This is a genomic window from Variovorax sp. CF313, from assembly GCF_000282635.1.
Taxonomy (GTDB): Bacteria; Pseudomonadota; Gammaproteobacteria; order Burkholderiales; family Burkholderiaceae_C; genus Variovorax.
The window spans coordinates 1-25777 of the sequence record NZ_AKIW01000028.1; the positions used below are offsets into that span (position 1 = coordinate 1).

25 protein-coding genes are annotated in these 25777 nt (G+C 66.9%); 14 read left to right on the plus strand and 11 right to left on the minus strand.

What is annotated here, in order from left to right; all coding sequences use genetic code 11:
* Nucleotides 1-88: 88 nt before the first annotated feature.
* Nucleotides 89-1078, minus strand: coding sequence for a phosphatidate cytidylyltransferase (locus PMI12_RS09285; RefSeq protein ID WP_007831391.1), 990 nt, complete (start codon nucleotides 1076-1078; stop codon nucleotides 89-91).
* Between the two features lie 12 nt (nucleotides 1079-1090).
* Complete coding sequence (locus tag PMI12_RS09290) at nucleotides 1091-1948, minus strand: lysophospholipid acyltransferase family protein (protein WP_007831392.1); 858 nt, start codon at nucleotides 1946-1948, stop codon at nucleotides 1091-1093.
* Between PMI12_RS09290 and PMI12_RS09295 the strand changes: the two genes are divergently transcribed.
* Nucleotides 1949-2374: a ribosomal maturation YjgA family protein gene (locus PMI12_RS09295; RefSeq protein WP_007831394.1), complete on the plus strand. Its 426-nt coding sequence runs from the start codon at nucleotides 1949-1951 to the stop codon at nucleotides 2372-2374.
* On the opposite strand, the gene mtgA is transcribed toward PMI12_RS09295, so the two are convergent.
* The 5 genes from mtgA to PMI12_RS09320 form a co-directional block, all read right to left on the minus strand.
* Nucleotides 2340-3083, minus strand: coding sequence for a monofunctional biosynthetic peptidoglycan transglycosylase (gene mtgA, locus PMI12_RS09300; protein WP_007831396.1), 744 nt, complete (start codon nucleotides 3081-3083; stop codon nucleotides 2340-2342). The two genes, PMI12_RS09295 and mtgA, sit on opposite strands and share 35 nt — an antisense overlap.
* Complete coding sequence (gene aroE / locus PMI12_RS09305; protein ID WP_007831397.1) at nucleotides 3080-3940, minus strand: shikimate dehydrogenase; 861 nt, start codon at nucleotides 3938-3940, stop codon at nucleotides 3080-3082. The genes mtgA and aroE overlap by 4 nt, the downstream gene beginning before the upstream one ends.
* 30 nt (nucleotides 3941-3970) lie before the next feature.
* The gene (locus PMI12_RS09310) at nucleotides 3971-4825 is read right to left on the minus strand and encodes a cell envelope biogenesis protein TonB (RefSeq protein ID WP_007831398.1); all 855 of its coding nucleotides are present in this window, start codon (nucleotides 4823-4825) and stop codon (nucleotides 3971-3973) included.
* A 49-nt stretch (nucleotides 4826-4874) separates the two neighbouring features.
* Entirely contained in the window at nucleotides 4875-6932 is a 2058-nt protein-coding gene (locus PMI12_RS09315) for a ribonuclease catalytic domain-containing protein (protein ID WP_007831399.1), read from the minus strand.
* Nucleotides 6933-7071: 139 nt separating this feature from the next.
* On the minus strand, nucleotides 7072-7665 hold the full coding sequence (locus PMI12_RS09320) for a YqiA/YcfP family alpha/beta fold hydrolase (protein ID WP_042673102.1): 594 nt from the start codon (nucleotides 7663-7665) through the stop codon (nucleotides 7072-7074).
* 359 nt (nucleotides 7666-8024) lie between these two features.
* On the opposite strand from PMI12_RS09320, the gene PMI12_RS09325 reads away from it, so the two are divergent.
* The 6 genes from PMI12_RS09325 to PMI12_RS09350 all read left to right on the plus strand — a co-directional run bounded on the left by PMI12_RS09325 (nucleotide 8025) and on the right by PMI12_RS09350 (nucleotide 15306).
* Nucleotides 8025-8759 (plus strand): response regulator transcription factor, encoded by a 735-nt coding sequence (locus PMI12_RS09325; protein ID WP_042673104.1) that lies wholly within the window; start codon nucleotides 8025-8027, stop codon nucleotides 8757-8759.
* A 6-nt stretch (nucleotides 8760-8765) separates the two neighbouring features.
* Entirely contained in the window at nucleotides 8766-10610 is a 1845-nt protein-coding gene (locus PMI12_RS09330; RefSeq protein WP_007831410.1) for a sensor histidine kinase, read from the plus strand.
* Nucleotides 10611-10642: 32 nt separating this feature from the next.
* A complete protein-coding gene (rodA, locus tag PMI12_RS09335) occupies nucleotides 10643-11797 on the plus strand; it encodes a rod shape-determining protein RodA (protein ID WP_007831412.1) in 1155 nt (384 codons plus the stop codon).
* 121 nt (nucleotides 11798-11918) lie between these two features.
* Nucleotides 11919-13379 carry a metalloprotease TldD gene (gene tldD / locus PMI12_RS09340; protein WP_007831414.1) on the plus strand — a complete coding sequence of 487 codons (1461 nt, stop codon included), beginning with the start codon at nucleotides 11919-11921 and terminating at the stop codon, nucleotides 13377-13379.
* Between the two features lie 46 nt (nucleotides 13380-13425).
* Entirely contained in the window at nucleotides 13426-13959 is a 534-nt protein-coding gene (locus tag PMI12_RS09345; protein WP_007831416.1) for a hypothetical protein, read from the plus strand.
* Between the two features lie 228 nt (nucleotides 13960-14187).
* On the plus strand, nucleotides 14188-15306 hold the full coding sequence (locus tag PMI12_RS09350) for a 3-deoxy-7-phosphoheptulonate synthase (RefSeq protein WP_007831418.1): 1119 nt from the start codon (nucleotides 14188-14190) through the stop codon (nucleotides 15304-15306).
* Here PMI12_RS09350 and PMI12_RS09355 read toward each other — a convergent pair.
* Both PMI12_RS09355 and mpl read right to left on the minus strand, forming a co-directional pair.
* Nucleotides 15303-15812, minus strand: a complete 510-nt coding sequence (locus PMI12_RS09355) for a cupin domain-containing protein (protein WP_007831420.1) — start codon at nucleotides 15810-15812, stop codon at nucleotides 15303-15305. The two genes, PMI12_RS09350 and PMI12_RS09355, sit on opposite strands and share 4 nt — an antisense overlap.
* Nucleotides 15809-17212: a UDP-N-acetylmuramate:L-alanyl-gamma-D-glutamyl-meso-diaminopimelate ligase gene (gene mpl / locus PMI12_RS09360; RefSeq protein WP_007831422.1), complete on the minus strand. Its 1404-nt coding sequence runs from the start codon at nucleotides 17210-17212 to the stop codon at nucleotides 15809-15811. Before mpl ends, PMI12_RS09355 begins: the two co-directional genes overlap by 4 nt.
* A gap of 111 nt (nucleotides 17213-17323) precedes the next feature.
* Here mpl and PMI12_RS09365 point away from each other — a divergent pair, with 111 nt between their 5' ends.
* The 7 genes from PMI12_RS09365 (at nucleotide 17324) to PMI12_RS09395 (ending at nucleotide 23652) form a co-directional block, all read left to right on the plus strand.
* Nucleotides 17324-17920 carry a hypothetical protein gene (locus PMI12_RS09365; protein ID WP_007831425.1) on the plus strand — a complete coding sequence of 199 codons (597 nt, stop codon included), beginning with the start codon at nucleotides 17324-17326 and terminating at the stop codon, nucleotides 17918-17920.
* A complete protein-coding gene (locus PMI12_RS09370; protein ID WP_007831427.1) occupies nucleotides 17921-18466 on the plus strand; it encodes a TlpA family protein disulfide reductase in 546 nt (181 codons plus the stop codon).
* Between the two features lie 100 nt (nucleotides 18467-18566).
* A complete protein-coding gene (gene accB / locus PMI12_RS09375) occupies nucleotides 18567-19037 on the plus strand; it encodes an acetyl-CoA carboxylase biotin carboxyl carrier protein (protein ID WP_007831428.1) in 471 nt (156 codons plus the stop codon).
* A 2-nt stretch (nucleotides 19038-19039) separates the two neighbouring features.
* Entirely contained in the window at nucleotides 19040-20389 is a 1350-nt protein-coding gene (gene accC / locus PMI12_RS09380) for an acetyl-CoA carboxylase biotin carboxylase subunit (protein WP_007831429.1), read from the plus strand.
* Nucleotides 20390-20403: 14 nt separating this feature from the next.
* Entirely contained in the window at nucleotides 20404-21288 is an 885-nt protein-coding gene (gene prmA / locus PMI12_RS09385; protein WP_007831430.1) for a 50S ribosomal protein L11 methyltransferase, read from the plus strand.
* Nucleotides 21289-21343: 55 nt separating this feature from the next.
* Nucleotides 21344-22687 (plus strand): zinc-ribbon and DUF3426 domain-containing protein, encoded by a 1344-nt coding sequence (locus PMI12_RS09390; RefSeq protein ID WP_007831431.1) that lies wholly within the window; start codon nucleotides 21344-21346, stop codon nucleotides 22685-22687.
* Between the two features lie 62 nt (nucleotides 22688-22749).
* The gene (locus PMI12_RS09395; RefSeq protein WP_007831433.1) at nucleotides 22750-23652 is read left to right on the plus strand and encodes a carbohydrate kinase family protein; all 903 of its coding nucleotides are present in this window, start codon (nucleotides 22750-22752) and stop codon (nucleotides 23650-23652) included.
* A gap of 82 nt (nucleotides 23653-23734) precedes the next feature.
* On the opposite strand, the gene PMI12_RS09400 is transcribed toward PMI12_RS09395, so the two are convergent.
* Together PMI12_RS09400 and PMI12_RS09405 are read right to left on the minus strand one after the other, a co-directional pair.
* Entirely contained in the window at nucleotides 23735-24241 is a 507-nt protein-coding gene (locus PMI12_RS09400; protein ID WP_007831434.1) for a histone H1-like DNA-binding protein, read from the minus strand.
* 196 nt (nucleotides 24242-24437) lie between these two features.
* The gene (locus PMI12_RS09405; RefSeq protein WP_007831436.1) at nucleotides 24438-25640 is read right to left on the minus strand and encodes a ribonucleotide-diphosphate reductase subunit beta; all 1203 of its coding nucleotides are present in this window, start codon (nucleotides 25638-25640) and stop codon (nucleotides 24438-24440) included.
* Between the last annotated feature and the right edge of the window lie 137 nt (nucleotides 25641-25777).

The following is a 25777-nucleotide window of genomic DNA, read 5'->3' on the forward strand; positions in this document are numbered from 1 at the left end:
ACCGGCTTTGCCGGGCCGCAGGTATTGCCCCCTGCAAGGGGGTTGGCGAAGCGACACGAAGTGCGCGCAGCCTGGGGGTGTGCCACGTTCAGGCGTTGAAGTACCAGCGGATCGAGTGGAAGAAGATCGGGGCGGCGAAGCACAGCGCATCGACCCGGTCGAGAAGGCCGTTGGCTCCCGTCACGCCCACGCCCTTCTGGCCCCAGTTCGGAATCCCCCGGTCGCGCTTGAGCGCCTTCATCACGAGGTGCCCCATCGATCCCGCGATGCAGGCAATGACCGATACCGCCAGCGCTTGCCCGAACCTGAACGGCGTGATGAACGAGAACAGCGCGCCCACCAGGCTGGCCACGACGATGCCGATGCCCCAGCTGGTCCAGTTGAAGCTGCGGCTCACGTTGGGCGCGAAGGGCGTGCGCTGCATGCGGCGCGAGATCAGGTGCTGCACCAGCACCGAGGTCTGCACCACGAACACCAGGAAGAACACGAGGAACGCGCTCTTGCCTTCGTAGCCCGGAAAGCTCAGCAGCAGCAGCGCAGGCACGTGGCTCATGCCGTAGACGCAGACCATGATGCCCCACTGCAGCTTGGCGTTGCGCTCGAGGAACTGGCTCGGGTCGTCGGCCAGCGCGCTCGCCACCGGGATCGCGAGGAACACGTAGACCGGGATGAACACGGTGAACAGGTCGAAGCGCGCGGTGGCCACCAGCCAGAACTGGATCGGCAGCACCACGAAGAAGGCCAGGATCAGGCTGCGGTGGTCGCCGCGCCGCGTGGGCGAGAGCGTGATGAACTCGCGCAGCGCGAAAAAGGAAATCAGCGCGAACAGCACGGTGGCCACGGTTTCGCCCAGCGCCCAGCCGATCCAGAAGATGATCACCATGAACCAGGTGGTGCCCAGCAGCGCGCGGAAGTGCGCCAGTTCGGCTTGCCAGGCGGCGTCGTGCACGGGGTTGCGGCGCTCCCGGAAGGTGAGGAAGAACGCGGTGGCGCTCACGATTGCGAGCAGGCCGAAGACGATGAGGAAGAGTGCAGCGACCTGTTGGGTCGGGGTGAGGCTGCGCAGGAACTGGTTCATCTGTCGGTCATTTCAGACATCGCGCAAGGCAATCACCGCGGCACGCGCACGATCAAGGAAGGGCCGGCGCTCTTCGCCTTCTTCGACACGGATCGGCGCGCCGAAAGTGACCGAGCAGAGGATGGGCACTGGCACGATCTCGCCCTTGGGCATCACGCGCTGCACGTTGTCGATCCAGGCGGGCACCAGCACCACCTCTGGGAACATCGTGGCTAGCGTGTAGAGGCCCGACTTGAACTTCTGCGGCTCGCCCGTGTGGCCGCGCGTGCCCTCGGGAAAGATGATGATCGAGTCGCCGCTTCGCAGGGCTTCGACGAGGGGCGCAAGCGGATCGGGGGCAGGAGCTGCCGCGACGGGCGGGGCTTCGGGTTCTGCCGACGGAGGCGGCGGGGCAGGGGGCTCCGGCAGGTCGAGCCGGCCTTGCGCTTCGGGCACCGTCTCGGCGGGCGGTTCCGGTGTCGTCAATGGCAGCAGGGGCTCCATCGACGGCTCGATGCGCTCGGCCGGTGAGGGAGCGACGGCTCGCGCAGCGGGCGCTGGCGGCGGGGCCTCGACCGCCACAGGGGCAAGGGATGCCGTCGCAGCAGGCGCCGCCTGGCGCTCCACGTACACCGCGTTGAACACCTCCGTCGTGATCCAGCGCTTGACCGGCGTGTTGGCCCAGTAGTCGCGCGCCGCGATCGGCCGCGTGATGCTGCGCAGCTCCTCGGGCAGCGCCGCCCAGATCATCACCAGGTCGGCATGGCTCTGGTGGTTGGCGAAGTAGATGCGCTGCTCGGCCTTCGGCGGACAGCCATACCAGCGCGCCTGGGCGCCTGTGAGCAACCGGACGATTCCCAACAACAACCAACCCGTGAGCTTTGCCAGCATATGGGCGCGATGATACGGGCCATGCGATGGCGTCTCGATCCTCTTTCACTCGTGTGGGCGGTGGCCCTGTTCTTCGTTCTCGTGCTGCTGGCCACCGTCGGCGCGCGCTGGGGCTGGCTGCGCAGCTTCTTCGGCGACGTGCTGGCCGTGGTGTGGGTGTACTTCGTCTTCAGGACCGCGATCGCCGCACGCGTATGGCCGCTGGCATTGGCCGCGCTGGGCGTGGGGCTCGCGGTCGAGCTCGGGCAATACCTCGCGGCGGCGTGGCACCTGCACATCCCGAACCGCGCCTTGCGCATCGTGCTCGGCAGCACGGCCGACTGGTGGGACGTGCTGGCCTATGTGATCGGCTTCGGTGCGGTGCTGGCCATCGAAGGCCTGCGCGGCACGCTCAGGGCAGTTCGGCCGCAGGCATCCGTGCCATGACCGTCGACGCCCGCCCGCTCAGGTAGGGCGAACCGAGCCGGCGCTCGAAGAACCTGGGGCTCGGCAGCATCACCGCGAGGCGCGCGGCCTCGCTGGTGCTCAGGCGCGACGCCGGCTTGCGGAAGTAGTACTGCGACGCCGCCTCGGCGCCGAACACGCCTTCGCCCCACTCGACATTGTTGAGATAGATCTCGAGGATGCGCCGCTTGTCCAGCAGCACTTCGAGCAGCGTGGCGAGCACCAGCTCCTGGCCCTTGCGCAGCAAGGTGCGTTCGCTGGACAGCAGCAGGTTCTTCGCGAGCTGCTGCGTGATGGTCGATCCGCCGCGCAGCTGCACGGGCCGCACCGGCTTGCCGCGTGCCAAGGCGCGCGCCGCGCGTTTGGCGGCCAGCTCCTCGGCCTTGGCGTTGCGCTGGCGCGCGCGCTCGATGGCTTCCCACTCCACCCCGTTGTGGTCGACGAAGCCGGCGTCCTCGCTCGCGATGACGGCGCGCTTGAGCGTGTCGTTGATCTGCGAATAGGGCACCCACTGCTGCCGCCAGCCGCCGCCGCTGCCCTGGTGGATGGCAATCTGGAAGGCTTCGGAGCGCTGGAACGCGGTGCTCTGCGGATCGACCACGGCCATTGCCGCGATGCGCGCCACGAAGAACAGCTCGAGTGCCGCGCCCGCCACCACGAGGCAGGCGATCAGGCGCAGCACGGCTTTCATTTTTTCGCAGCGGCAAGCGATGCGCGCACTTCGGCCAGCACCTGTGCGGAAGGCGGGCGCACGCCGCGCCAGATCTCGAACGACTCGGCCGCCTGCTCGACGAGCATGCCCAGCCCGTCGCGCGCCACCGCGCCATGCGCCTCGGCCCAGGCCATGAAGCCCGCGGCCGCGGGGCCGTACATCATGTCGACCGCGAGCCCGCCGGCGCGCAGCACGCTGGCCTTCACCGGCACCGCGTCGCCCGCGAGGCTGGAGGCGGTGGCGTTGACCACCACGTCGAAGGCGCCCGGCACTTCGTCGAGCGCCCAGGCCTCGAGCGAGGCGCCATGGCGCAGCGCGATGGCCGCATGGTGGCGCACCAACTCGACGGCCTTGCCGACGGTGCGGTTCGCGACCACGACGCGCGAGACGCCCGCATCGAGCAGCGGGCCGAGCACGCCGGCTGCCGCACCGCCCGCGCCGATCAGCAGCAGCGCCTTACCTTTCAGCGGCACGCCCGCGTTGCGCACGATGTCGTTGACCAGGCCGATGCCGTCGGTGTTGTCCGCGTGGATGCTGCCGTCGGCGTCGAAGCGTAGCGTGTTGGCCGCCTGCGCGAGCAGGGCGCGTTCGCTGGTGTGCTGCGCCAGCGCAGCGGCTTCGAACTTGAAGGGGACCGTGATGTTGCAGCCGCGCGCGGTGTCGCCGCGTTCGGCGGCTTCGCTGCGAAAGGCCGCGATGCCTTCGGCGAAGGCGCCGAGCGGAATCAGCCGCCGGCCGTAGTCCAGCTGCTGGCCGCAGAGTTCGGCAAAACGCGCGTGGATGCCGGGCGAGCGGCTGTGCTCGACCGGGTTGCCCATGACGCAGTACAGGTCCATGGCGTCTGCCTCCTTGGGTTTTCTTGTCGTCTACTGCGAGGAGAGTTCGACCGACCCGTCGTGTGCAAACCGGAAGTGCGGCCGGATCACGATCTGGTCCGCATGCTCCTTGCGCATCGCATCGGTGAACTTGCCGAAGTTGCCGACGCTGGCGACGATGGCCTGGGCGCGGCGGTCCAGCACGGGAGCGCCCGAGCTTTCATCGACCACCGTCGAGAGCAGTCGGCCGTCGAAGTTGACCGTGATGGTCATCGTGAGCTCGCCATAGAGCTTCTTGCCGGCGAGCGTCGGAAAGTTGGCTGTGCCCTGGGCTTCCACCCGGCGGCGCAGCGAGTCCACGTAGCTCGCGAAGGCCGCTTCCCGCGTGAAGGGGCTCAGGAAGCGCTTCTTCGGGCGTGCGTTTTCCTCGTTCACGCGGCGCTCGATCTCGGCCAGCAGGTTGATCATCTGCCGGCGCTTTTCTTCCTGCGCCGTGGCCTCGGTCGGGTCGCCGGGGTTGCGCGGGTCGGGCGCAGGCATTGCGGCGAGCTCGCGCTTGAGCTGGGTGAGCATCTGCAACTGCTCGGTCTGCATCGCATCGACCTTGCGCTGCGCGTCCTCGAACGAATCACCGACGGTGGTGAAGCTCGACGGCGGCAGCGGGCTGGTCGCGCGGCCCTTGTCGAGGTCGCCGCCGCCCGCAAGCGAGGTCTGCGCCCGCAGCCGGGCGCTGGGATCGGGCTTGTCGTTGGTCCTTGTGTTGACCAGGATCACTTCGAGCGGCGTGTCGCTGAAGACCTTGTTGAACGATTCGGGATCGACGAAGCGCACCGCGAGCAGCACGGCATGCGCAATGACCGACACGCCCAGTGCAATCTGCAGCGTGCTGAGGTCCTTGAAGTTCATTCTCGAAATTCCTCCAGGGGGCGCATTTCTCCGGACGAGCTGCCGAAGTTCATGCTGGCGTGTTTTCGGGTGCGGCTTCGCTGTCGCTCAGGTCGACGGCAATGGCGATCGGGCCTGCGACCACCTCTTCCTCCTCTCCGCTCTCTTCGTCGACGGCCGCATCGGCCTTCGGCGCGTCGAGGCGTTCGAGCACGGTGCCGGTCACGTCGAGCGCGATCTCGTCGATCTCGCCGAGCTTCACGCGCAGCCGTGCGCCGCGTTCCTGCTGGCCGGCCACCGGGAACACCAGCGGCAGCGTGTCGGCACGCACCAGCGCGCCGTTCGGCAGGTCCTTGATGACGGTGGCTTCGAGTTCGGTGATGCCCTGCTGCTGCAGGTACTTCAGCGTCCAGAAGCGTTCCATGCCGCCCTGGTAGGCGTTGTACGTGGCATAGGCCGCGTCGAAGCCGGAGAGGATCGAGAACAGGTCGGCGTCCTTCGGCTTGAAAGGCGCGGCCAGTGCAGCGGTCTTGCCGTGGCGCGCCGCCGCGATGATCTGCCACTGGTTCACGAGGTCGGTATAGCGGCGCAGCGGCGAGGTGCTCCACGCGTAGCTCTTCACGCCCAGGCCCGCATGCGGCAGCGCGCGCGTGCCCATGCGCACCTTGATGCCGGGCGCGAGGCTCGCCTGGCTGCGGTAGAGGCCGGGCACGCCCAGTTCGCCGAGCCAGCCGCCCCAGCTGCTGTTGGCCAGGATCATCGCCTCGGACACGATCAGGTCGAGCGGCGCGCCGCGCTCGCGCGTGCTGATCTGCACCTGCTCGCTGCCGGTGGGCTCGCCGTCGTTGCCGACGAGGCGGAAGTTGTAGTCGGGCCGGTTGAAGTTCTCCGGCTTGCCGCGCACCACTTCGCGCTGCGCCTTCAACTGCTTGGCGAGGCGGAACAGGAAGGAGAGCGGGGCGCGCAGGTTCGCGGCGGCTTCCGGAGTGTTGTCGCTCTGGCAGGACGCGTCTTCGAGCCAGGGCTGCGTGACGACGGTGTCGAGCTGGTCGTGGCGCAGGTTGGCCACGATGGGCACGCGCTCCAGCTTCGTTTCGGTGCCTTGCAGCTCCAGCGTGGCTTCGTCGAAGCGCGCGTACAGCGACACGGCAGGCCGGTCACCGCCTTCGAGCAGGGTGTAGGTGTTGACCACGTCGTCGGGCAGCATCGTGATCTTGTAGCCCGGCATGTAGACCGTCGACATGCGCGCACGCGCCACGTTGTCGATGGCGCTGCCCGGCGTCAGCGCCAGAGCCGGCGCCGCGATGTGGATGCCGACCGTGACGGTGCCCGTGCCCAGGCCTTGCACCGAGAGCGCGTCGTCGATCTCGGTGGTCTGCGAATCGTCGATCGAGAAGGCCTGCAAGCCGGACGCCACCGGCAGGTCGTCCACGATGGCCGGTGCCGCGAGCGCGGGGAAACCGGTGCCCTTGGGAAAGTTCTCGAACAGGAAGCGGCGCCAGTGGAACTGGTAGGGCGAGTCGATGGCGCCGGCGCGCTCCAGCAGATCGAGCGGCGGGCGCTGCGTGGCGCGCGAGGCGTCGACCACGGCCTTGTATTCGGGGGCGTTCTTGTCGGGGCGGAACAGGATCTTGTAGAGCTGCTCGCGCACCGGTGCGGGGCACACGCCTTCGGCCAATTGCGCGGCCCATTCGGCGATCTGCGCCTGGATGGCTTTTTTCTTCTCGATGGCGGCCAGCGCCTGCTGCACGATCTCGGCCGGTGCCTTCTTGAAGCGCCCCTTGCCCGCGCGGCGGAAATAGTGCGGCGCCTCGAACAGCGCGAACAGGGCGGCGGCCTGCTGCGCCAGCGAGGGCTTGTCGCTGAAATAATCGGCTGCGAGATCGGCAAAGCCGAATTCCCCCTCGGCCGCGAATTCCCAGGCGAGGTCGAGGTCCATGGCGGCGGCGAGCGTGCGCGCCTCGGCGATCAGGTCGGTGGGCGACGGTTTCTCGAAACGCAGCACGATGTTGGCGCCCTTGACCTTGACGCGCTTGCCGGTGTCGAGTTCGACCTGTGCCGACGCCTCGGCCTCCGATAGCACGCGGCCGCCGAGGTACTTGCCGGCTTCTTCAAACAATACAAACATCCCTCGATTGTCCCACGCTGAAAACCGGCGCGATCCAATTCCAGGATGCAGCGGAACCGGCCTTGCCGGGCCGCAGGCATCGCCCCCCTGCAGGGGGATTGGCGCAGCGACATGAAGTGCGCGAAGCCCGGGGGTGTACCTAGATCGGGTTGATGAACGCCATGACGTCGTCGAGATGCGCTTTCTCGAAGTCGGAGAGGGCGTGGTCGCTGCCTTCGAGCAGCTTGATGTTGCTGTCGGGATAGCGCGCGGACATCTCATGCCAGTCGAGCGCTTCGTCGCCCTTGGCGATGATGGCGAAGACGCGCTCGGGCCGCGTGAGCGGGCCGACTTCCATCGCACGCAGTTCGTGGATGTATTCGGGGCGGAAGTAGAAATGCTCGGCCGGGTCGTGCCAGAGGGTCTGGTCGCCGATGTAGCGCGTGAGGTCGCGTGCGGGATGCACGGCCGGATTGAGCAGCACCGCGCGGCAGCGCGTCATGCCGGCCACGTAGGTCGCGTAGTACCCGCCGAGCGACGAGCCCACCACCGCCATCGACTTGCGCGGCCAATGCGCGATGCCCTTCATCACCATGTCGATGGCATCGTGCGGCGACGGCGGCAATTGCGGGCACCACCACTGCAGGTTCGGGTGGCGCTGCGCCACGCGTTCCGCGACGATCCGGGCCTTGGTCGAACGAGGCGAAGAACGGAAGCCGTGCAGATAGAGCAGGTGAGTGGTGTGCGCATCCATGCGAGGAAAGGACGGGAGGTGCGGCTGTTGCACCTCGCTTGGCGGGACCGGGTAATTCTGCATGAGGTCTGTTCTCGCGAGGCCGCTTCCAACATACGAAAAGCCCGCTGTGCGGGGGTTCTTCGGGAACGCTATAGCTTACTGAGGCCTGGGGCGCGTGGGCACCCTGTGTACGCGGAATCCAAAAGTACTCATGTGATGGCCGAGGGGTGCAGGTGGCCTGCGTTCGGGCTACGTCACATGCGAGAGAGGGGCTCGCCTCGGAAAAGCGCGGTTTCGTGGAGCCTTGCGATGTGCATCCCATGAACCGGGTAGGCGCGTACGGATTCGGTGGGGGCGCCGAGGCTTATGCTCTGCCCATGAACACTGAGGCTCAGGAGGACGCGACGCTGCACCGCTGGGGTGTGCTCGTTGTCGAAGACGACAGCCGCGCGCGTGCCTTTTTCGAGGCCAGCGTGCAGCGCAGCCCACGCCTTTTCTGGCTCGGCAGCGCCGGAACGGTGCAGGAAGCGCTGGGATGGCTGGCCCGCACCGCCACCATTCCCGACGTGCTGCTGGTCGACCTCGGCATGCCCGACGGCACGGGCCTCGACGTGATCCGGGACGCGGTCGCGCGCTTTCCTGGCTGCGAGCCGCTGGTGGTGTCGGTCTTCGGCGACGAGGAGAACGTGCTCGCCAGCATCGAAGCAGGGGCCGTGGGCTACATCCACAAGGACGCCGCACCGGAGGACATCGCGCAGACCATCGTGGAGATGAAGGCTGGCGCCTCCCCGATCTCGCCCATGATCGCGCGGCGCGTGCTCGCGAAGTACCGCAGCCTGCAATCGGCAGCCCCTCCCGGCGCGGCGCCGGGGGCAGCGCCCGAAGCCGCCGCGGAAGAGTCCGACCGCGGCCTGCTGTCGGCGCGCGAGCACGAGGTGCTGACGCTCATCGCTCGCGGCTTCTCGTACGCGGAAATCGCGCGGCTCAAAGGCCTGAGCGTGCACACGGTGCAGACCCACATCAAGAATCTCTACGGAAAGCTCGCCGTGCATTCCAAGAGCGAGGCGGTTTTCGAAGCGACGCGTCTCGGCCTGTTGTCTCATCCGGGCTGAACGCAGATGCGACCAAGTCGGGTGCTGCTGCTGGTGCTTTGGCTGGCGATGCTCTTCGCGGGTATCCCCGGCGTCTGCGGCGCGGCCGCGTACGAGGCACCGATCGAACTGCGCCAGGGCACCGTCACGACCTCTGTCGACGGCACCACGCGCACGGGGCCTGTCGAGCTGCCCTACCACTGGGACCGCCGGCACCAGGGGCGTCCCGGCCTGGCGAGCTTCGATCTGCCGTTCAGGCTCGAGGCCGTGCCCGAGACGCCGTGGGGCATCTTCATCCCGCGCGTCGGCAACGTTTTCGAGGTGCAGCTCAACGACGCGCTGCTGCAGGTCTACGGCGACCTGAGCCGCGGCAATGATGCCGACTACGCCAAGGCGCCCATCTACGTGCCGGTGCCCGGGCGCCTGCTGCGAACGGGCGACAACCTCCTGCAGATCCGGCTGCGCGCCGACACCGCGCGGCGCGCGGGGCTTTCGCGGGTGGTCATCGGGCCGGCCACGCCGGTGCGCAACGAACTCTTCGAGAGTGCCTACGCATGGCGCTTCACCGGCTCGGTGCTGCTGATGGCCTTCAGCCTGATCGTGGGCGGCATCGCGTTGGCGCTGTGGCTGACGCAGGTCGACGCCGATGCCAGGGGCGCGCAGCGGCGCGACGGCATTTACTTCTGGGCCGCGCTGGCCGAGTTCTGCTGGGCGCTGCGGGTGGCCGACGGCGTGATCGCGGAGCCGCCGCTGTCCTGGGGGCCATGGGGCGTGCTGATGGCCGCCTGCTATGCGGGCTGGGCAGCCTCTTCCATGATGTTCGTCTATCACCTTGCGGGATGGGCGCGCGAGCGCCGCGGCCGGTGGGTGCGGTGGCCGATCGCGGGCGTCGTGGCCGGGACGGTGTTGTCCAGTGCGCTGTCGCTGCAGCGCGACGAGCCGATGTGGCTCACCGGCTGGCTCGCCGTCGAGATCGTTTTCGTCCTGGCCTTCGCCGGTGCCTTCGCGGTCGCCACCCTGCGCAAACCGAACGCAGAGCGGCTGCTGGTGGCCGGCGCTGCCCTGGTGACGGTGGCCTTCGGCACGCGCGACTGGCTGGTGATCCGCCTCGGCGACGCCTATGGCGAGACCACCTGGGTGCGCTATTCGTCGGTGTTCTTCGGCGTGGCGCTGCTGCTGATCGTGCTGCGGCGCTTTCGCGCGGCGAGCGTGCAGGCGCGCGGCTCGGTCGCGGCGCTCGCCGAGCGGGTGGCCCAGCGCGAGCGCGAGCTCGCGGCCACCTACGCAGAGCTCGAAGCGGCGGCGCGCGACCAGGCGCGCACCCACGAGCGCGAGCGCATCCTGCGCGAGATGCACGACGGCGTGGGCTCGCACATCAGCTCGGCGATCCGGCAGCTGCAGTCGGGTCAGAGCAGCTCGGGCGACCTGCTGCGCACGCTGCGCGATTCGCTGGACCAGCTGAAGCTGTCGATCGATTCGATCCATCTGCCGCCGGGCGACGTGGGCGCGCTGCTGGCGGCGGCGCGCTACCGGCTGGAGCCCCGGCTGGCGGCGGCGGGCATCGAGTTCGAATGGGCGGTGGACGAGGTGGAGCCGGTGGAGGGGCTCGACGCGCTGGGCATGCGGCAGTTGCAGTTCCTGCTGTTCGAGGCGATCTCCAACGTGCTGCAGCATGCGCAGGCCACCGTGCTGCGGTTCGAAGCCGGCATGCAGGGCAAGACGGTGCAGCTGCGGGTGATCGACAACGGCAAGGGCTTCGACGCGGTGAAGCACCTGCCGCGGTCGCTGGCGGAGCGCTCGGGGGCCATCGGGGCCCGGCTGGCGGTGGAAAGCCGACCCGGGCGCACGGTCGTTCAGCTCGAATTCGATTGAGGGGGCTGGCGGGGCAGGGATAATCCGCCCCCATGTCTGCCGTGTTCAACCAGCCCTCCCTGGCGCGTCGCATCGCGCCCATCTTCCAGGGCTTCGACGGCTTTCTGGCCTTCGCCGTGCTGCTGCTCGCGTTCGCCGGGCTGCTGACCATGTATTCCTCCGGCTACGACCACGGCTCGCGCTTCGTCGACCATGGCCGCAACATGCTGCTGGCCGGCTTCATCATGTTCGCGGTGGCGCAGGTGCCGCCGCAGCGGCTGATGCTGGCGGCCGTGCCGCTCTACACGATGGGCGTGGCCCTGCTGGTGGCGGTGGCGCTGTTCGGCATCACCAAGAAGGGCGCCACGCGCTGGATCAACGTGGGCGTCGTGATCCAGCCCAGCGAAATCCTGAAGATCGCGATGCCGCTGATGCTGGCCTGGTGGTTCCAGCGGCGCGAGGGCCAGCTGCGGCCGCTCGATTTCGTGGTGGCGACGGTGCTGCTGGCGGTGCCGGTCGGCCTCATCATGAAGCAGCCCGACCTCGGCACCTCGCTGCTGGTGCTGGCGGCCGGGCTGGCGGTGATTTTCTTTGCCGGGCTGCCGTGGAAGCTGATCGTGCCGCCGGTGCTGATCGGCGCGGTAGCCGTCACGCTGATCGTGGGTTTCGAGTCGAGGCTGTGCGCCGACGGGGTCGACTGGCGCGTGCTGCACGACTACCAGAAGCAGCGCGTGTGCACGCTGCTCGACCCCAGCAAGGACCCGCTGGGCAAGGGCTTCCACATCATCCAGGGGATGATCGCCATCGGTTCGGGCGGGGTGGGCGGCAAGGGCTTCATGCAGGGCACCCAGACGCACCTCGAGTTCATTCCCGAGCGCACCACCGACTTCATCTTTGCCGCGTATTCCGAGGAGTTCGGGCTGATGGGCAACCTGGCGCTGATCTCGGCCTTCATCCTGCTGGTCTTTCGCGGGCTGGTCATCGCCACCAACGCGGCCACCCTGTTCTCGCGCCTGCTGGCGGGAGCGGTGACGATGATTTTCTTCACCTATGCCTTCGTGAACATGGGCATGGTGAGCGGCATTTTGCCGGTGGTGGGGGTGCCGCTGCCGTTCATCAGCTACGGCGGCACCGCCATGGTGACGCTTGGGTTGGGGCTGGGCATCCTGATGTCTATCGCCCGGGCCCGAAAACTGGCTCAAAGCTAGCGCGCCCCCAGGCCAGGAACACCGGGGAACCGGCCTTGCCGGGCCTCTGGTGTCCCCGGCAGGGGGAAGGCGAAGCGACGCGAAGTGCGCGCAGCCTGGGGGCGAGCCATAGAATCCTGAAATGATCTCTCGCGAACCCACCATCGAGCGCCTCGCCACGGCGCAACAGCTCCTGCTCACGCCGTTCGGACTCGACGAATCGCACCTGAGCAAGGCCTTGGCCGAGATCACCGCGCACCGGGTGGACGACGCCGACCTGTACTTCCAGTACACCCGCAGCGAAGGCTGGAGCCTCGAAGAGGGCATCGTCAAGACCGGCAGCTTCAGCATCGACCAGGGCGTTGGCGTGCGCGCGGTCAGTGGCGAGAAAACCGCCTTCGCTTACTCCGACGATATTTCCGAAGCCTCGCTGCTCGACGCGGCGCGCACGGTCCGCTCCATTTCCTCCGCTGGCCGCACCGGCCGCGTGAAGACGGCGACCCGCAAGATCGCCTCCAGCCGCTCGCTCTACGACGGCATCGACCCCATCGCCACGCTCGACAGCACCGCCAAGGTGAAGCTGCTCGAAAAGGTCGAAAAACTGGCCCGCTCGCGCGATCCGCGCGTCGCGCAGGTCATGGCCGGCCTCGCAAGCGAATACGACGTGGTGCTCGTGGCCCGCGCCGACGGCACGCTGGCCGCCGACGTGCGCCCGCTGGTGCGCTTGTCGGTCACCGTGATCGCCGAGCAGAACGGCCGCCGCGAAATCGGCTCCGGCGGTGGCGGCGGGCGTTTCGGCCTGGCCTATTTCACCGACGAGCAGATCGCCGAATACGTCGGCCACGCCGTGAAGGCCGCGCTGACCAACCTCGACGCGCGCCCGGCCCCGGCCGGCGAAATGACCGTGGTGCTCGGCTCCGGCTGGCCCGGCATCCTGTTGCACGAGGCCATCGGCCACGGGCTCGAGGGCGACTTCAACCGCAAGGGCTCCAGCGCGTTCTCGGGCCGCATCGGCCAGCGCGTGGCGGCCAAGGGCGTCACCGTGCTCGACGACGGCACCATTGCCGACCGCCGCGGCTCGCTCAACGTCGATGACGAGGGCAACGCCAGCCAGCGCAACGTGCTGATCGAGGACGGCATCCTCAAGGGCTACATCCAGGATGCGCTCAACGCGCGCCTCATGAAGGTCAAGCCCACCGGCAACGGCCGCCGCGAGAGCTACGCCCACGTGCCGATGCCGCGCATGACGAACACCTACATGCTCGGCGGCGACAAGGACCCGAAGGAAATCGTCGCCAGCATCAAGAAGGGCCTGTACGCCACCAACTTCGGCGGCGGGCAGGTCGACATCACGAGCGGCAAGTTCGTGTTCTCGGCCAGCGAGGCCTACTGGGTCGAGAACGGCAAGATCCAGTACCCCGTGAAGGGCGCGACCATCGTGGGCAACGGCCCCGACGCGCTCACCCGCGTGACCATGATCGGCAACGACATGGCGCTCGACTCCGGCGTCGGCACCTGCGGCAAGGAAGGCCAGAGCGTGCCCGTGGGCGTCGGCCAGCCGACCCTGCGCATCGATGGTTTGACCGTAGGCGGAACGGCCTGAGAGCTTGCTAAGCTGCGCTCCTTCACAAACTAGGAAGGAGCTTTCGATGATGAGGATCAGGATCAATTCGTCCGCGACCCTGTGGGCCGTGACTGCAGCGGTGGCGCTGGCAGGCGCAGGCTGCGCGTCGCGCGGCGGCAGCCAGGGCGCGGCTGCGCCGGCACCCGCGGCCGCTCCCGCCGCACCGGCCCGCGGCGGCGCGAAGGCCGGCATGGATGCCCAGGGCAACGTGGTCGATTCCTCCAAGGTCGAGGCTGGCAGCGGCCGCACCGTCAAGGGCCTGAACGGCTACGAAGGCGAGATCACCGGCAACCCGGCGCGCAACAGCAAGTTCGCGCGCCTGCAGATCGGCATGAGCGCCAGGCAGGTCACGGACCTCGCGGGCCCGCCGACCGACCAGGGGGCCTACGTCACCGGCAAGGCCTTCATTCCGTTCTATTTCGGCAGCGACCGCCACCGCTACGAAATGACCTACAAGGGGCAGGGGCGGCTGGTCTTCGCGGGCGGCGGCATGGGCGACTACTCCAGCGGCAACCTGATCTGGATCATCCACAACCCGAACGAATCGGGCTACCGATAAACAACGCACATCCCGGCCGCTTGACCGGGATTTTTCTTTCCGTGCTACATTTCGCCTCCATGTCCGCTCTTCGCGCTTATTTCTTTGCCTACTTTTGGTTCCCGGTTTCCGGCGGACGAGAGGCGAGCGCGTAAAGCAAACGAACACCCTCCCAAAACCGCCGGTGGCCTCAAGCCCCCGGCGGTTTTTTTATGCCCTGACGACATTCACTCCAACAAGGAAGCACCCATGAGCACGAACACTGCCCCCGCCAGCGACAGCTGGTATGCGAGCGTCGAAAAAACCAGCAAGACCGACGACGAACGCATCAAGGACATCAACGTGCTGCCCCCTCCCGAACATCTGATCCGCTTCTTCCCGATCCGCGGCACGCCGGTCGAAACGCTGATCGAAGGCACGCGCCGCAGCATCCACAACATCATGGCCGGCAAGGACGACCGGCTGCTGGTGATCATGGGTCCCTGCTCGATCCATGACCCGGCCGCCGCGCTCGAATACGCCCGCCGCCTCAAGGTCGAACGCGAGAAATACGCCGGCACGCTCGAGATCGTGATGCGCGTGTACTTCGAGAAGCCGCGCACGACGGTCGGCTGGAAGGGCCTCATCAACGACCCGTACCTCGACGAGAGCTTTCGCATCGACGAAGGCCTGCGCATCGCGCGCCAGCTGCTGATCGACATCAACCGCCTGGGCCTGCCGGCGGGCAGCGAGTTCCTCGACGTGATCTCGCCGCAGTACATCGGCGACCTGATTTCCTGGGGCGCCATCGGCGCGCGCACCACCGAAAGCCAGGTGCACCGCGAACTGGCCTCGGGCCTGTCGGCTCCGATCGGCTTCAAGAACGGCACCGACGGCAACATCCGCATCGCCACCGACGCCATCCAGGCGGCGGCGCGCGGCCATCACTTCCTGTCGGTGCACAAGAATGGCCAGGTCGCCATCGTGCAGACCAACGGCAATCGCGACTGCCACGTGATCCTGCGTGGCGGCAAGGCGCCGAACTACGACGCCGCCAGCGTCGAGGCCGCCTGCAAGGACCTGGAAGCCGCCAAGCTGCCGCCCACGCTGATGGTCGACTGCAGCCACGCCAACAGCTCCAAGCAGCACCAGAAGCAGATCGACGTGGCGCAGGACATCGCTGCGCAGATCGCCGGCGGCTCCAACCGCGTGTTCGGCGTGATGGTCGAAAGCCACCTGCAGCCGGGCGCCCAGAAGTTCACGCCGGGCAAGGACCAGCTGTCGGGCCTCGAGTACGGCAAGAGCATCACCGACGCCTGCATCGGCTGGGACGATTCGGTGCAGGTGCTCGACACGCTCTCGCAAGCGGTCAAGCAGCGCCGGGGTTAAAGCATTTCGGCCAGGTCGGGCCAGTGGTGCCGCATCGACGCAGCCTCGCTGCTGTCGGTCGGGACCATCGAGAAGTCGGCGAAATCGAAGCCCGGCCCGACCATGCAGGCGACCAGCGTGTAGTCGCCCGAGCTGTGGCCCTGAATCGGCCGGGCGGCCTGCCATTGGCCGGCGGGCACCACGTGCTGGGGGCGCGTGCCGTGTACATCGACCGGGCCCAGCTTCACGTGGGCCGGCGCCGTGCGCATCGCGGCGTCGCAGGTCCACAGTGCCAGCGGCACGCCTTCAAGATGAACCCAGACCTCGTCGGACAGCACCCGGTGCCAGCGTGAATGCTGGTTTGCTTCGAGCAGGAAGTAGATGCTGGTCAGCGCACTGCGGGGCGCGCGGCCGTCGACGGGCTCCACGCTGGCGGGCGATCGGAACACCTCGGCATACCAGCCGCCCTCGGGGTGGGGCTGGAGCTTCAGGGCGTCGATCAGCTCACGCGCGCGCATGGCGCTCATGATGCGTGGGTGGCGCGCAGCGCCGCAAGCAGTTTGTCGTGCACGCCGCCGAAGCCGCCGTTGCTCATGCAGACGATGTGATCGCCCGGCCGGGCAGCGGCCACGACCTGCCTCACGAGCGGCTCGATGGCTCCGGCCACCTGCGCACGCGCGCCCATCGGCGCAAGCGCCGCCGCCGCGTCCCAGTCGAGCCCCGCCGTGTGGCAGAACGACAGGTCGGCCGACTCCAGGCTCCACGGCAACTGCGCTGCCATGACGCCCAGCTTCATCGTGTTGCTGCGCGGCTCGAAGGCCGCGAGGATGCGCTCACTTTGCTTGCCGGCCGCGTCGAGCTTCTGGCGCAAGCCGTCGAGCGTGGTGCGGATGGCCGTCGGATGATGCGCGAAATCGTCGTAGACCGTGATCGCCCCGCCGTCGCGCTCGACCGTGCCGCGCAGTTCCATGCGCCGGCGCACATTGCGGAAGCTGCCCAGCGCCCGGGCCGCTTCGGCCGGCGCCACACCCACGTGCTCGGCCGCGGCGATGGCGGCCAGCGCATTCATCTGGTTGTGCAGGCCCGAGAGCTCCCATTCGACCCGGCCGACGACTTCGCCCCGCTGCAGTACGTCGAAGGCGTCGTGCGAGCCGCGTGCCTGCCATTCGCCGCCGGCACCGAAGCGCGCGAGTTCGCTCCAGCAGCCCTGGGCCAGCACGCGCTGCAGGCTTTCTTCGGCAGCGTTCACCACCACCCGGCCGGTGCCCGGCACCGTGCGCACGAGGTGATGAAACTGGCGTTCGATGGCGGCAAGATCGTCGAAGATGTCGGCATGATCGAACTCGAGGTTGTTCAGCACGGCGGTGCGCGGCCGATAGTGCACGAACTTGCTGCGCTTGTCGAAGAAGGCCGTGTCGTACTCGTCGGCCTCGATCACGAAGGCAGGGCCGTCGCCCAACCGGGCCGAGACGCCGAAGTCCAGCGGCACGCCGCCCACCAGGAAGCCGGGTGCCTTGCCGCCTTTTTCCAGCACCCAGGCCAGCATCGACGTGGTCGTCGTCTTGCCATGCGTGCCGGCCACGGCCAGCACATGGCGGCCCAGCAGCACGTGTTCGGCCAGCCATTGCGGGCCGCTGGTGTAGGGCTTGCCGGCGTCGAGGATGGCCTCCATCAGCGGGAACTTGGGGCTGCCGTCAGGCAGCCGTGCCCGGGACACCACGTTGCCGACCACGAACATGTCCGGTGCCAGGGAGAGCTGGTCGGCGCCGAAACCCTCGATCAGGTCGATGCCGAGGGCGCGCAGCTGGTCGCTCATCGGCGGGTACACGCCGGCGTCGCAGCCCGTGACCCGGTGGCCTGCCTCGCGCGCCAGGGCGGCCACGCCGCCCATGAACGTGCCGCAGATACCCAGAATATGAATGTGCATCGGTCGATTCTAGGGAAGCGGCACGCCGCGCCCGTGCCGGGGCCGCGTGTTTCTCCCGCTCTTCGTACTGATGTTCATGTGAGGGGCGCCCACTGCGGGCAAAATGCCCCGATGGACACGTCCAAGCGTGAAATTGCCGCTGCTGCTGCCCGCCTCGTCGTCGAGGAGGGGTTGGAATACGGCCCGGCCAAGCGCCGGGCCCTGCGCGACCTGGGCCTTTCGGCGCGCACCGCGCTGCCGAACAACGACGAGGTCGAGGCCGAGGTGCGCGAGTACATCGAGCTTTTCTGCGCCGACACCCAGCCGCAGGAACTGCATGTGTTGCGGCTGCTCGCGCTCGAATGGATGGAGCGGATGGCCGCGTTCCGCCCCCATGTGGGCGGTGCCGTGTGGCACGGAACGGCGACACGGTTGTCGGACATTTATATTCAGTTGTTCTGCGATGACTCCAAATCAGCCGAAATCGCCTTAATTGATCACCATGTGGACTATGAGCCGCGCATGGTGACCGGCTTCCACGGCGAGCAGGTCGAGGCCCTGAGCGTGCATGCCCCGAGCCGCGTGCTCGGCGAGGAGATCGGTGTGCACCTGCTGGTCTACGACCTCGACGACCTGCGCGGTGCCCTGAAGCCCGACGCCCAGGGGCGCGCGCCGCGGGGCGACCTGCCTGCGCTGCGCCGACTGATCGAACAAGAAAAGGACAAGTGAATGACTTCTTCGCCCACCCGACGCGGCATGCTTTATGCCGGCGTGGCGGCAGCGGCTGCGGCCGCCGGGTTTGGCGGCGCCTGGTGGAAGGAGCGCAGCAGCGGCGCGGGTGGTGAGATGCTCGACGCGGCCTTCTGGGCCCAGAGTTTCGAGCGGCCGGAGGGTGGTGACCTCGTGCTGTCGAGCTTGCGCGGCAAGCCGCTGCTGCTCAACTTCTGGGCGACGTGGTGCCCGCCATGCGTCGAGGAAATGCCCCTGATCGACGCCTTTTTCCGCGAACAGGGTGCCAATGGCTGGCAAGTGGTCGGATTGGCCATCGACCAGCCGAGTGCCGTGCGCAAGTTCCTGCAGCGTACGCCGGTGACCTATCCGACGGGCCTGGCCGGTTTGCAGGGCACGGAGCTGGTCAAGAATCTAGGCAACACGGGCGGCGGTTTGCCCTTCACGCTGGTCCTGAATGCGAACGGCTCCGTGGCCGCCCGTAAAATGGGCAAGCTCGATGCTGCCGACCTGAACACTTGGCGGCGTGAACTGGTTCACGGTTAGAATCACTTCCTTACGCTGGCGTTAGACGCCGAAAGCCGAAAATCACCGATTTTCGAACAAGTTATATCCTGAAGACCGGCTCAGCCGGCACTGGAGTCCCATGGATCTGCGCAAACTCAAGACACTGATCGATTTGGTGTCCGAATCGAATATTTCCGAACTGGAAATCACGGAAACCGAAGGCAAGGTTCGCATCGTCAAGGGCGGTGGTGCCGCCCCCGTGCAGTATGTGCAAACCCTGGCAGCGCCTCAGGCGGCCGCTGCACCGGCAGTCACCGCTGGTGCTCCGGCGGCATCCGCCGTGGCCGGCGCACCGGCAGCCGAAGCCGCTCCGGCAGGCCATGCCGTGAAGTCGCCGATGGTCGGCACCTTCTACCGTTCGTCCAGCCCGGGCGCCCCGGCGTTCGTCGAGGTCGGCAGTAAGGTCACCGAGGGCGACACCGTCTGCATCATCGAAGCGATGAAGATCCTCAACGAAATCGAAGCCGACAAATCCGGCACGATCACCCAGATCCTCGGCGAAAACGGCCAGGCGGTCGAATACGGACAGCCGCTGTTCATCATCGAGTGACCATGTTCAAGAAGATTCTGGTTGCGAACCGGGGGGAGATTGCACTCCGGATTCAGCGTGCCTGCAGTGAACTCGGCATCAAGGCCGTGATGGTCTATTCCGAGGCTGACCGCGAAGCGAAGTACGTCAAGCTCGCCGAAGAAGCGGTGTGCATCGGTCCGGCCCCGTCGGCGCAGAGCTACCTCAACATGCCGGCGATCATTTCGGCGGCCGAAGTGACCGACGCCGAAGCCATCCACCCCGGCTATGGCTTCCTGAGCGAGAACGCGAACTTCGCCGAACGCGTGGAGCAAAGCGGTTTCCAGTTCATCGGCCCGACGCCCGACAACATCCGCACGATGGGCGACAAGGTGTCGGCCAAGCAGGCCATGATCAAGGCCGGCGTGCCGTGCGTGCCCGGCTCCGAGGGCGAACTCTCGGACGACGCCGCCACCAACAAGCGCATCGCGCGTGCCATCGGCTACCCGGTCATCATCAAGGCGGCGGGCGGCGGCGGTGGCCGCGGCATGCGCGTGGTGCACACCGAGGCGGCGCTGGTCAATGCGATCCAGATGACCAAGGCGGAAGCCGGCGCGGCCTTCAGCAACCCGGCCGTGTACATGGAGAAGTTTCTCCAGAACCCGCGCCACATCGAGATCCAGATCCTCGCGGACAAGCACAAGAACGCGGTCTACCTGGGCGAGCGCGACTGCTCCATGCAGCGCCGCCACCAGAAGGTGATCGAGGAATCGCCCGCCCCGGGCATTCCGCGCAAGCTGATCGAGAAGATCGGCGAACGCTGCGCTGCCGCCTGCAAGAAGATCAACTATCGCGGCGCCGGCACCTTCGAGTTTCTCTACGAAAACGGCGAGTTCTATTTCATCGAGATGAACACGCGCGTGCAGGTGGAGCACCCGGTGACGGAGTTCACCACGGGCATCGACATCGTCAAGACGCAGATCATGGTCGCGGCCGGCGAGAAGCTGCCGTTCACGCAGCGCCAGATCCAGATGCACGGCCATGCCATCGAGGTGCGCATCAATGCCGAGGACGCGTGGAAGTTCACGCCGTCGCCAGGCCGCATCACGATGTGGCATCCGCCGGGCGGCCCGGGCGTTCGCGTCGATTCGCACGCGTACACCAACTACTTCGTGCCGCCGAACTACGACTCGATGATCGGCAAGATCATCGTCTACGGCGACACGCGCGAGCAGGCCATGGCCCGCATGCGCACGGCGCTCAACGAGACCGTGATCGAAGGCATCCAGACCAACATTCCGCTGCACCGCGAACTGATGGTCGATTCCAAGTTCATGACGGGCGGCACCAACATCCACTACCTCGAAGAGTGGCTGGCTGCACACAAGCGCTGACCCGGGACGTCGCGATGTTCGAACTCCGCCTGATGGCGCCGGAAGACCGGGTCGAAACGCTCGGTGAAGCGCTCGATGCACTCGATGCATTGAGCGTGTCGGTGGAAGACGCCGACGCGCAGACCGATGCAGAGCAGGCACTGTTCGGCGAACCGGGCATGCCGCCGCCGAAAGAAGGCTGGCAGCGTTCGCGCGTGATCGCGCTGTTCCCCAACGAGGCGCTCGCGAAAGAGGCCGCGTCGGTGCTGGTGCTGCAGGACTTCTTCGAAGGCTGCGAGGTGCTCGGCATCGCGCCCGTGCCCGAGCAGGACTGGGTACGCCTCACGCAATCGCAATTCGCGCCGGTCGAGATCACGCCCGAGTTCTGGATCGTGCCGACGTGGCACGAGCCGCCCGGGCAGGCCAGGCAGGTGATCCGGCTAGACCCCGGCTTGGCCTTCGGCACCGGCACGCATCCCACCACGCGCATGTGCCTGCGATGGATCGCCACGCAAGGCACGCTCGGCAGCCAGCGCGTGCTCGACTACGGCTGCGGCTCCGGCATTCTCGCGATCGGTGCGGCGAAGTTCGGTGCAGCCGAGATCGACGCCGTCGACATCGATGAAGCCGCGGTCTCCTCGACCCGGCTCAATGCCGAGGCCAACGGCGTCCGGCTGAACGCCGGCCTGCCCGAAGCGGCCAAGGGCCACTACGACACCGTGCTCGCCAACATCCTGGCCACGCCGCTCAAGGTGCTCGCGCCGCTGCTGCGCAGCCATGTGAGGGCGGGTGGATCGCTGGTGCTGGCCGGCATTCTCGAGCGCCAGGCCGACGAGTTGAAGGAAGCCTACGCGCCTTACGCCGCGCTCGAAGTCAGCGACACCGAGGACGGCTGGATCCTCATGACCGCGCGCTGCTGAGCCACCGCATCGCGCCCCTCTCGCGGCGAGGGCGCAACCCTACAATCGCCCGGTCATGAGTCTCGTCACGCGCTGCCCTGCCTGCACCACCACCTTCAAGGTGGTGCGCGACCAGCTTCGCATTTCGGACGGCTGGGTGCGCTGTGGCCGGTGCAGCCACGTGTTCGACGCCACGCTCGATCTGCACGAGGCGCCAGATGGCGCCCCGGCAAATGCGTCGCCGCCGGTGCCGGGTGGCGGCTACATGCCGGGACTGGTCGAATCTTCCCCGGAGTCCGAAGCGACGCCCCCTCCGGAACGCCGGCAGCCGGCGGAAGATGCGGATTTCGTCGGCGACGAGCCCGAGCCACAACCTCTGCACACGCTGCCACCGGGAGTTCCGGCATCCGCACCGTCACCCGCGGCTGTGTCGCCGCCGGCGTTCTCGCTGTCATTGCCCGAACACGGCATTGACGAGCCGTGGTCCGACCTCGACGCCAGCGAACCCGCGTGGAAGCCGCCGCCGAGCACGCTGCCACCGTTTCCGAACATCGACCTGAACCTCGCTTCGCCGCCCCCAGCGCCGTCGCCTCCAGCGCCGCCGCTGCCCGTTGCCTCGCGCATCAGGACGCGCGCGCTGATCGAGCATGCGAGCATCGACGACGATGGGGAGGGAGAGCGCCAGCAGCAAGAGAAGGACCATGACCAGGTGCAGATGCAGAAAGCGCTGCGCCGGGCCCGCATCAAGTCGGCCAAGATCGCGAGCGCCAAGGCCCGCGAGGAGCGTGCAGCCGCGAAGGCGCCGGCCGTGGTGGTGCAATCCGAGAGCGAAAGCGAGCCTGCCCCTGCGTTCTCCTCGGACTTGGAGCTGCCGGTGGGCCATCCCCTCGCGGACGAGGACGAGCTTGCCGAGAAGGCGCCCAGCTTCTGGCAGCGCAAGGGTGTGCGCATCGTGCTGATCTTGCTGGCGGTGCTCGCCGTGCTGCTGCTCGTCGTTCAGGTCATTCGCCATGAGCGCGACGGCATCGCGGCGCGCCAGCCGAACCTGCGGCCTGCCCTCGCGGCGCTGTGCCAGCACACCGGCTGCGAACTCGCTGCCCTGCGCCAGATTGGCGACATCGTCATCGAAGGCGCGGCCTTCGCGCGTGAGAAGAGCGGAGGCAACGACTACCGCCTGAGCTTCACCCTGCGCAATGGCGCGACCGTGCCGCTCGCCATGCCGGCCGTCGAGCTCTCGCTGCTCGACACGCAGGAGCGCGCCGTGGTGCGTCGCGTGCTGATGCCGGCGGACTATGGCGCGCCGGCGGTACTGCCGGCCCGCGCCGACCGCGCGGCCTCGCTGCCCCTGGCCTTGTCCGCCTCGGAGGCCGCGGCGCTGCCGCCCATCGCGGGCTATCGCGTCGAAGCTTTCTATCCCTGAGCGGCGGCGCCTGCCTGCACGCGTCCTTTTTCCTCCCCAATTCTTTTACCAACGGTGCACCCATGGCAGCAGTGATTTGCGGTTCCCTCGCATTCGACACCATCATGACTTTCGAGGGCCGGTTCGCCGACCAGATCCTTCCGGACCAGTTGCACATTCTCAATGTGTCGTTCCTGGTGCCGACCCTGCGTCGTGACTTCGGCGGCTGCGCGGGCAACATCGCCTACAGCCTCAATGCATTGGGGGGCACCGCGCTGCCCATGGCCACGCTCGGCAGCGACGGCGCGTCGTACCTTGAGCGCATGCGCTCGCTGGGCATCGATACCGGGTTCGTGCGCCAGCTCGACGACACCTTCACCGCGCAGGCGATGATCATGAGCGACGTCGACAACAACCAGATCACCGCCTTCCACCCCGGAGCGATGCAGCAGGCGCACATCACGAAAGTGGCGGCGCGTGACGACATCAAGCTCGGCATCATCGCGCCCGATGGCCGCGACGCGATGCTGCAGCACGCGGAGCAGTTCGCCGCCGCGGATGTCCCGTTCGTGTTCGATCCGGGCCAGGGCCTGCCGATGTTCGACGGCGAGGCGCTGCGCCATTTCGTCGACCTTGCGAGCTGGGTTGTGGTGAACGACTACGAAGGCAAGATGCTTTCGCAGCGCACCGGCTGGAGCCTGGCCGAGATCTCGAAGCGCGTGCGCGGCCTGGTCGTTACGCTGGCGGCCGAGGGCTGCGAGGTATGGATCGATGGCGAGCGCGAGCATGTGCCTGGCGTGGTCGCGACCGAAGTGGTCGAGCCCACGGGTTGCGGCGACGCCTGGCGCGGCGCGCTGCTGTTCGGTCTGGAAAAGGGTTGGCCGCTGGCGCGATGCGCCGCACTTGGCAACAAGGTCGGTGCGCTCAAGATCGCGCAGCGCGGCCCGCAGAACTACGAGATCGACCGAAAGGCCCTGGGCCTCTGATCTTCCTTCTTCCCGAAGCACCAATAAAAAAGCCCGGCACCGCAAGGTACCGGGCTTTGCGCCTTCAAGGCCGCTGAGAAACTCAGGGCTTGCTGGCCGTGGGGAACGGCCAAGCTGCCTGAGGATTCAGCGTCGTTTGCGCTGCAGGGGCAGGCGCTACGGCTGCGGCCTTGGCGGGCGCAGCGGCCTTGGGAGCCTTCTTCGCAGCAGGCTTCTTGGCAGCAGGCTTTTTCGCGGCTTTCTTGGCCGCAGCCTTTTTCGCAGGCGCCTTCTTGGCAGCAGCCTTCTTCGCGGGGGCCTTCTTGGCGGCTGCCTTCTTGGCAGGAGCCTTCTTCACCGCCGCCTTCTTGGCGGGAGCCTTCTTTGCTACGGCCTTCTTTGCCGGAGCCTTCTTGGCAGCGGCCTTCTTGGCCGGTGCTGCCTTCTTCGCGGCTACCTTCTTGGCAGGCGCCTTCTTCGCTGCGACCTTCTTGGCCGGAGCCTTCTTCGCAGCTACCTTCTTGGCGGGAGCCTTCTTGGCTGCGACCTTCTTTGCCGGAGCCTTCTTTGCAGCGGCTTTCTTAGCCGGCGCTTTCTTTGCAGTTGCCATTTCTATTTCTCCTTGATCAAGTTGAAAAAATCAACCTATTGAAGCACTCCACGCACGTTGGGTAGCGTGAAGCGATTCATGGCGTTGGAATCTGAGCCCAGCACCATGAACACCTGAGCCCTCGTCCATGCCGCGCTCTTCGGCGCGATCGGTGGCAAGGGCAATTCTTGAATTCATTAATTATTGTCGGAAAGATTCAATCCCAGGAGAGCGCACCACCCGACTGGTACTCGATCACGCGGGTTTCGAAAAAGTTGCGCTCTTTCTTCAGGTCAATCATTTCGCTCATCCAGGGGAAGGGATTTTCTTCGTTCGGGAAGAGCGTTTCGAGGCCGATCTGCTGCGCACGCCGATTGGCGATGTACCGCAGGTAGCCCTTGAACATGGAGGCGTTCATGCCGAGCACGCCGCGAGGCATGGTGTCTTCGGCGTATTTGTATTCGAGCTCGACGGCGCGCATGAAGAGCGCCTTGATCTCGGCCTTGAACTCCGCCGTCCACAGGCCGGGGTTCTCGAGCTTGAGCTGGTTGATCAGGTCGATGCCGAAATTGCAGTGCATCGACTCGTCGCGCAGGATGTACTGGTACTGCTCGGCGGCGCCGGTCATCTTGTTCTGGCGGCCGAGCGCAAGGATCTGCGTGAAGCCGACGTAGAAGAACAGGCCCTCCATCAGGCAGGCGAACACGATGAGCGACTTGAGCAGCGTCTGGTCGGTCTCGTGGGTGCCGGTCTTGAAGTTCGGGTCGCTGATGGCGTCGATGAATGGGATCAGGAACTGGTCCTTCTCGCGGATCGACGGCACTTCGTTGTAGGCGTTGAAGATCTCGCTCTCGTCCAGGCCGAGCGACTCGACGATGTACTGGTACGCGTGCGTGTGGATCGCTTCCTCGAAGGCCTGGCGCAGCAGGAACTGGCGGCATTCGGGGGCCGTGATGTGGCGGTAGGTGCCCAGCACGATGTTGTTGGCGGCCAGCGAGTCGGCGGTCACGAAGAAGCCGAGGTTGCGCTTGACGATGCGGCGCTCGTCTTCGGTCAGGCCGTTCGGGTCTTTCCAGAGCGCGATGTCGCGCGTCATGTTCACTTCCTGCGGCATCCAGTGGTTGGCGCAGGTGGCGAGGTACTTTTCCCAGGCCCATTTGTACTTGAACGGCACCAGCTGGTTGACGTCGGTCTGACCGTTGATGATGCGCTTGTCGGAAGCCTTGACGCGCTGGGCGACGGGTGCCGCGGCACGCATCGCGTGTTGCTGCGCAAGCTGTGCAGTTTGCGCGAGCGACGAAGTCGGAGCATCCACCACACGGCCTGCGGGCGAACCGCTGGTCGATGCGTTGTGGTGCTGCAATCCTTGCTGCATATCCTTTGGTAAGGAGGGCTTGACTTCTTCGTCCCAGGTCAACATAGAAAAATCCAATGCTCAATTATCGGAGCAACGCGTGAGAGTTGCAAAGTGCTCGTTCACACCGTGCTCCATTTATGTGGTTGTTATGTTGCTCGCATGCGTCGCGCGGTGTCGGTCAATGCCTCGATTGACCGAAC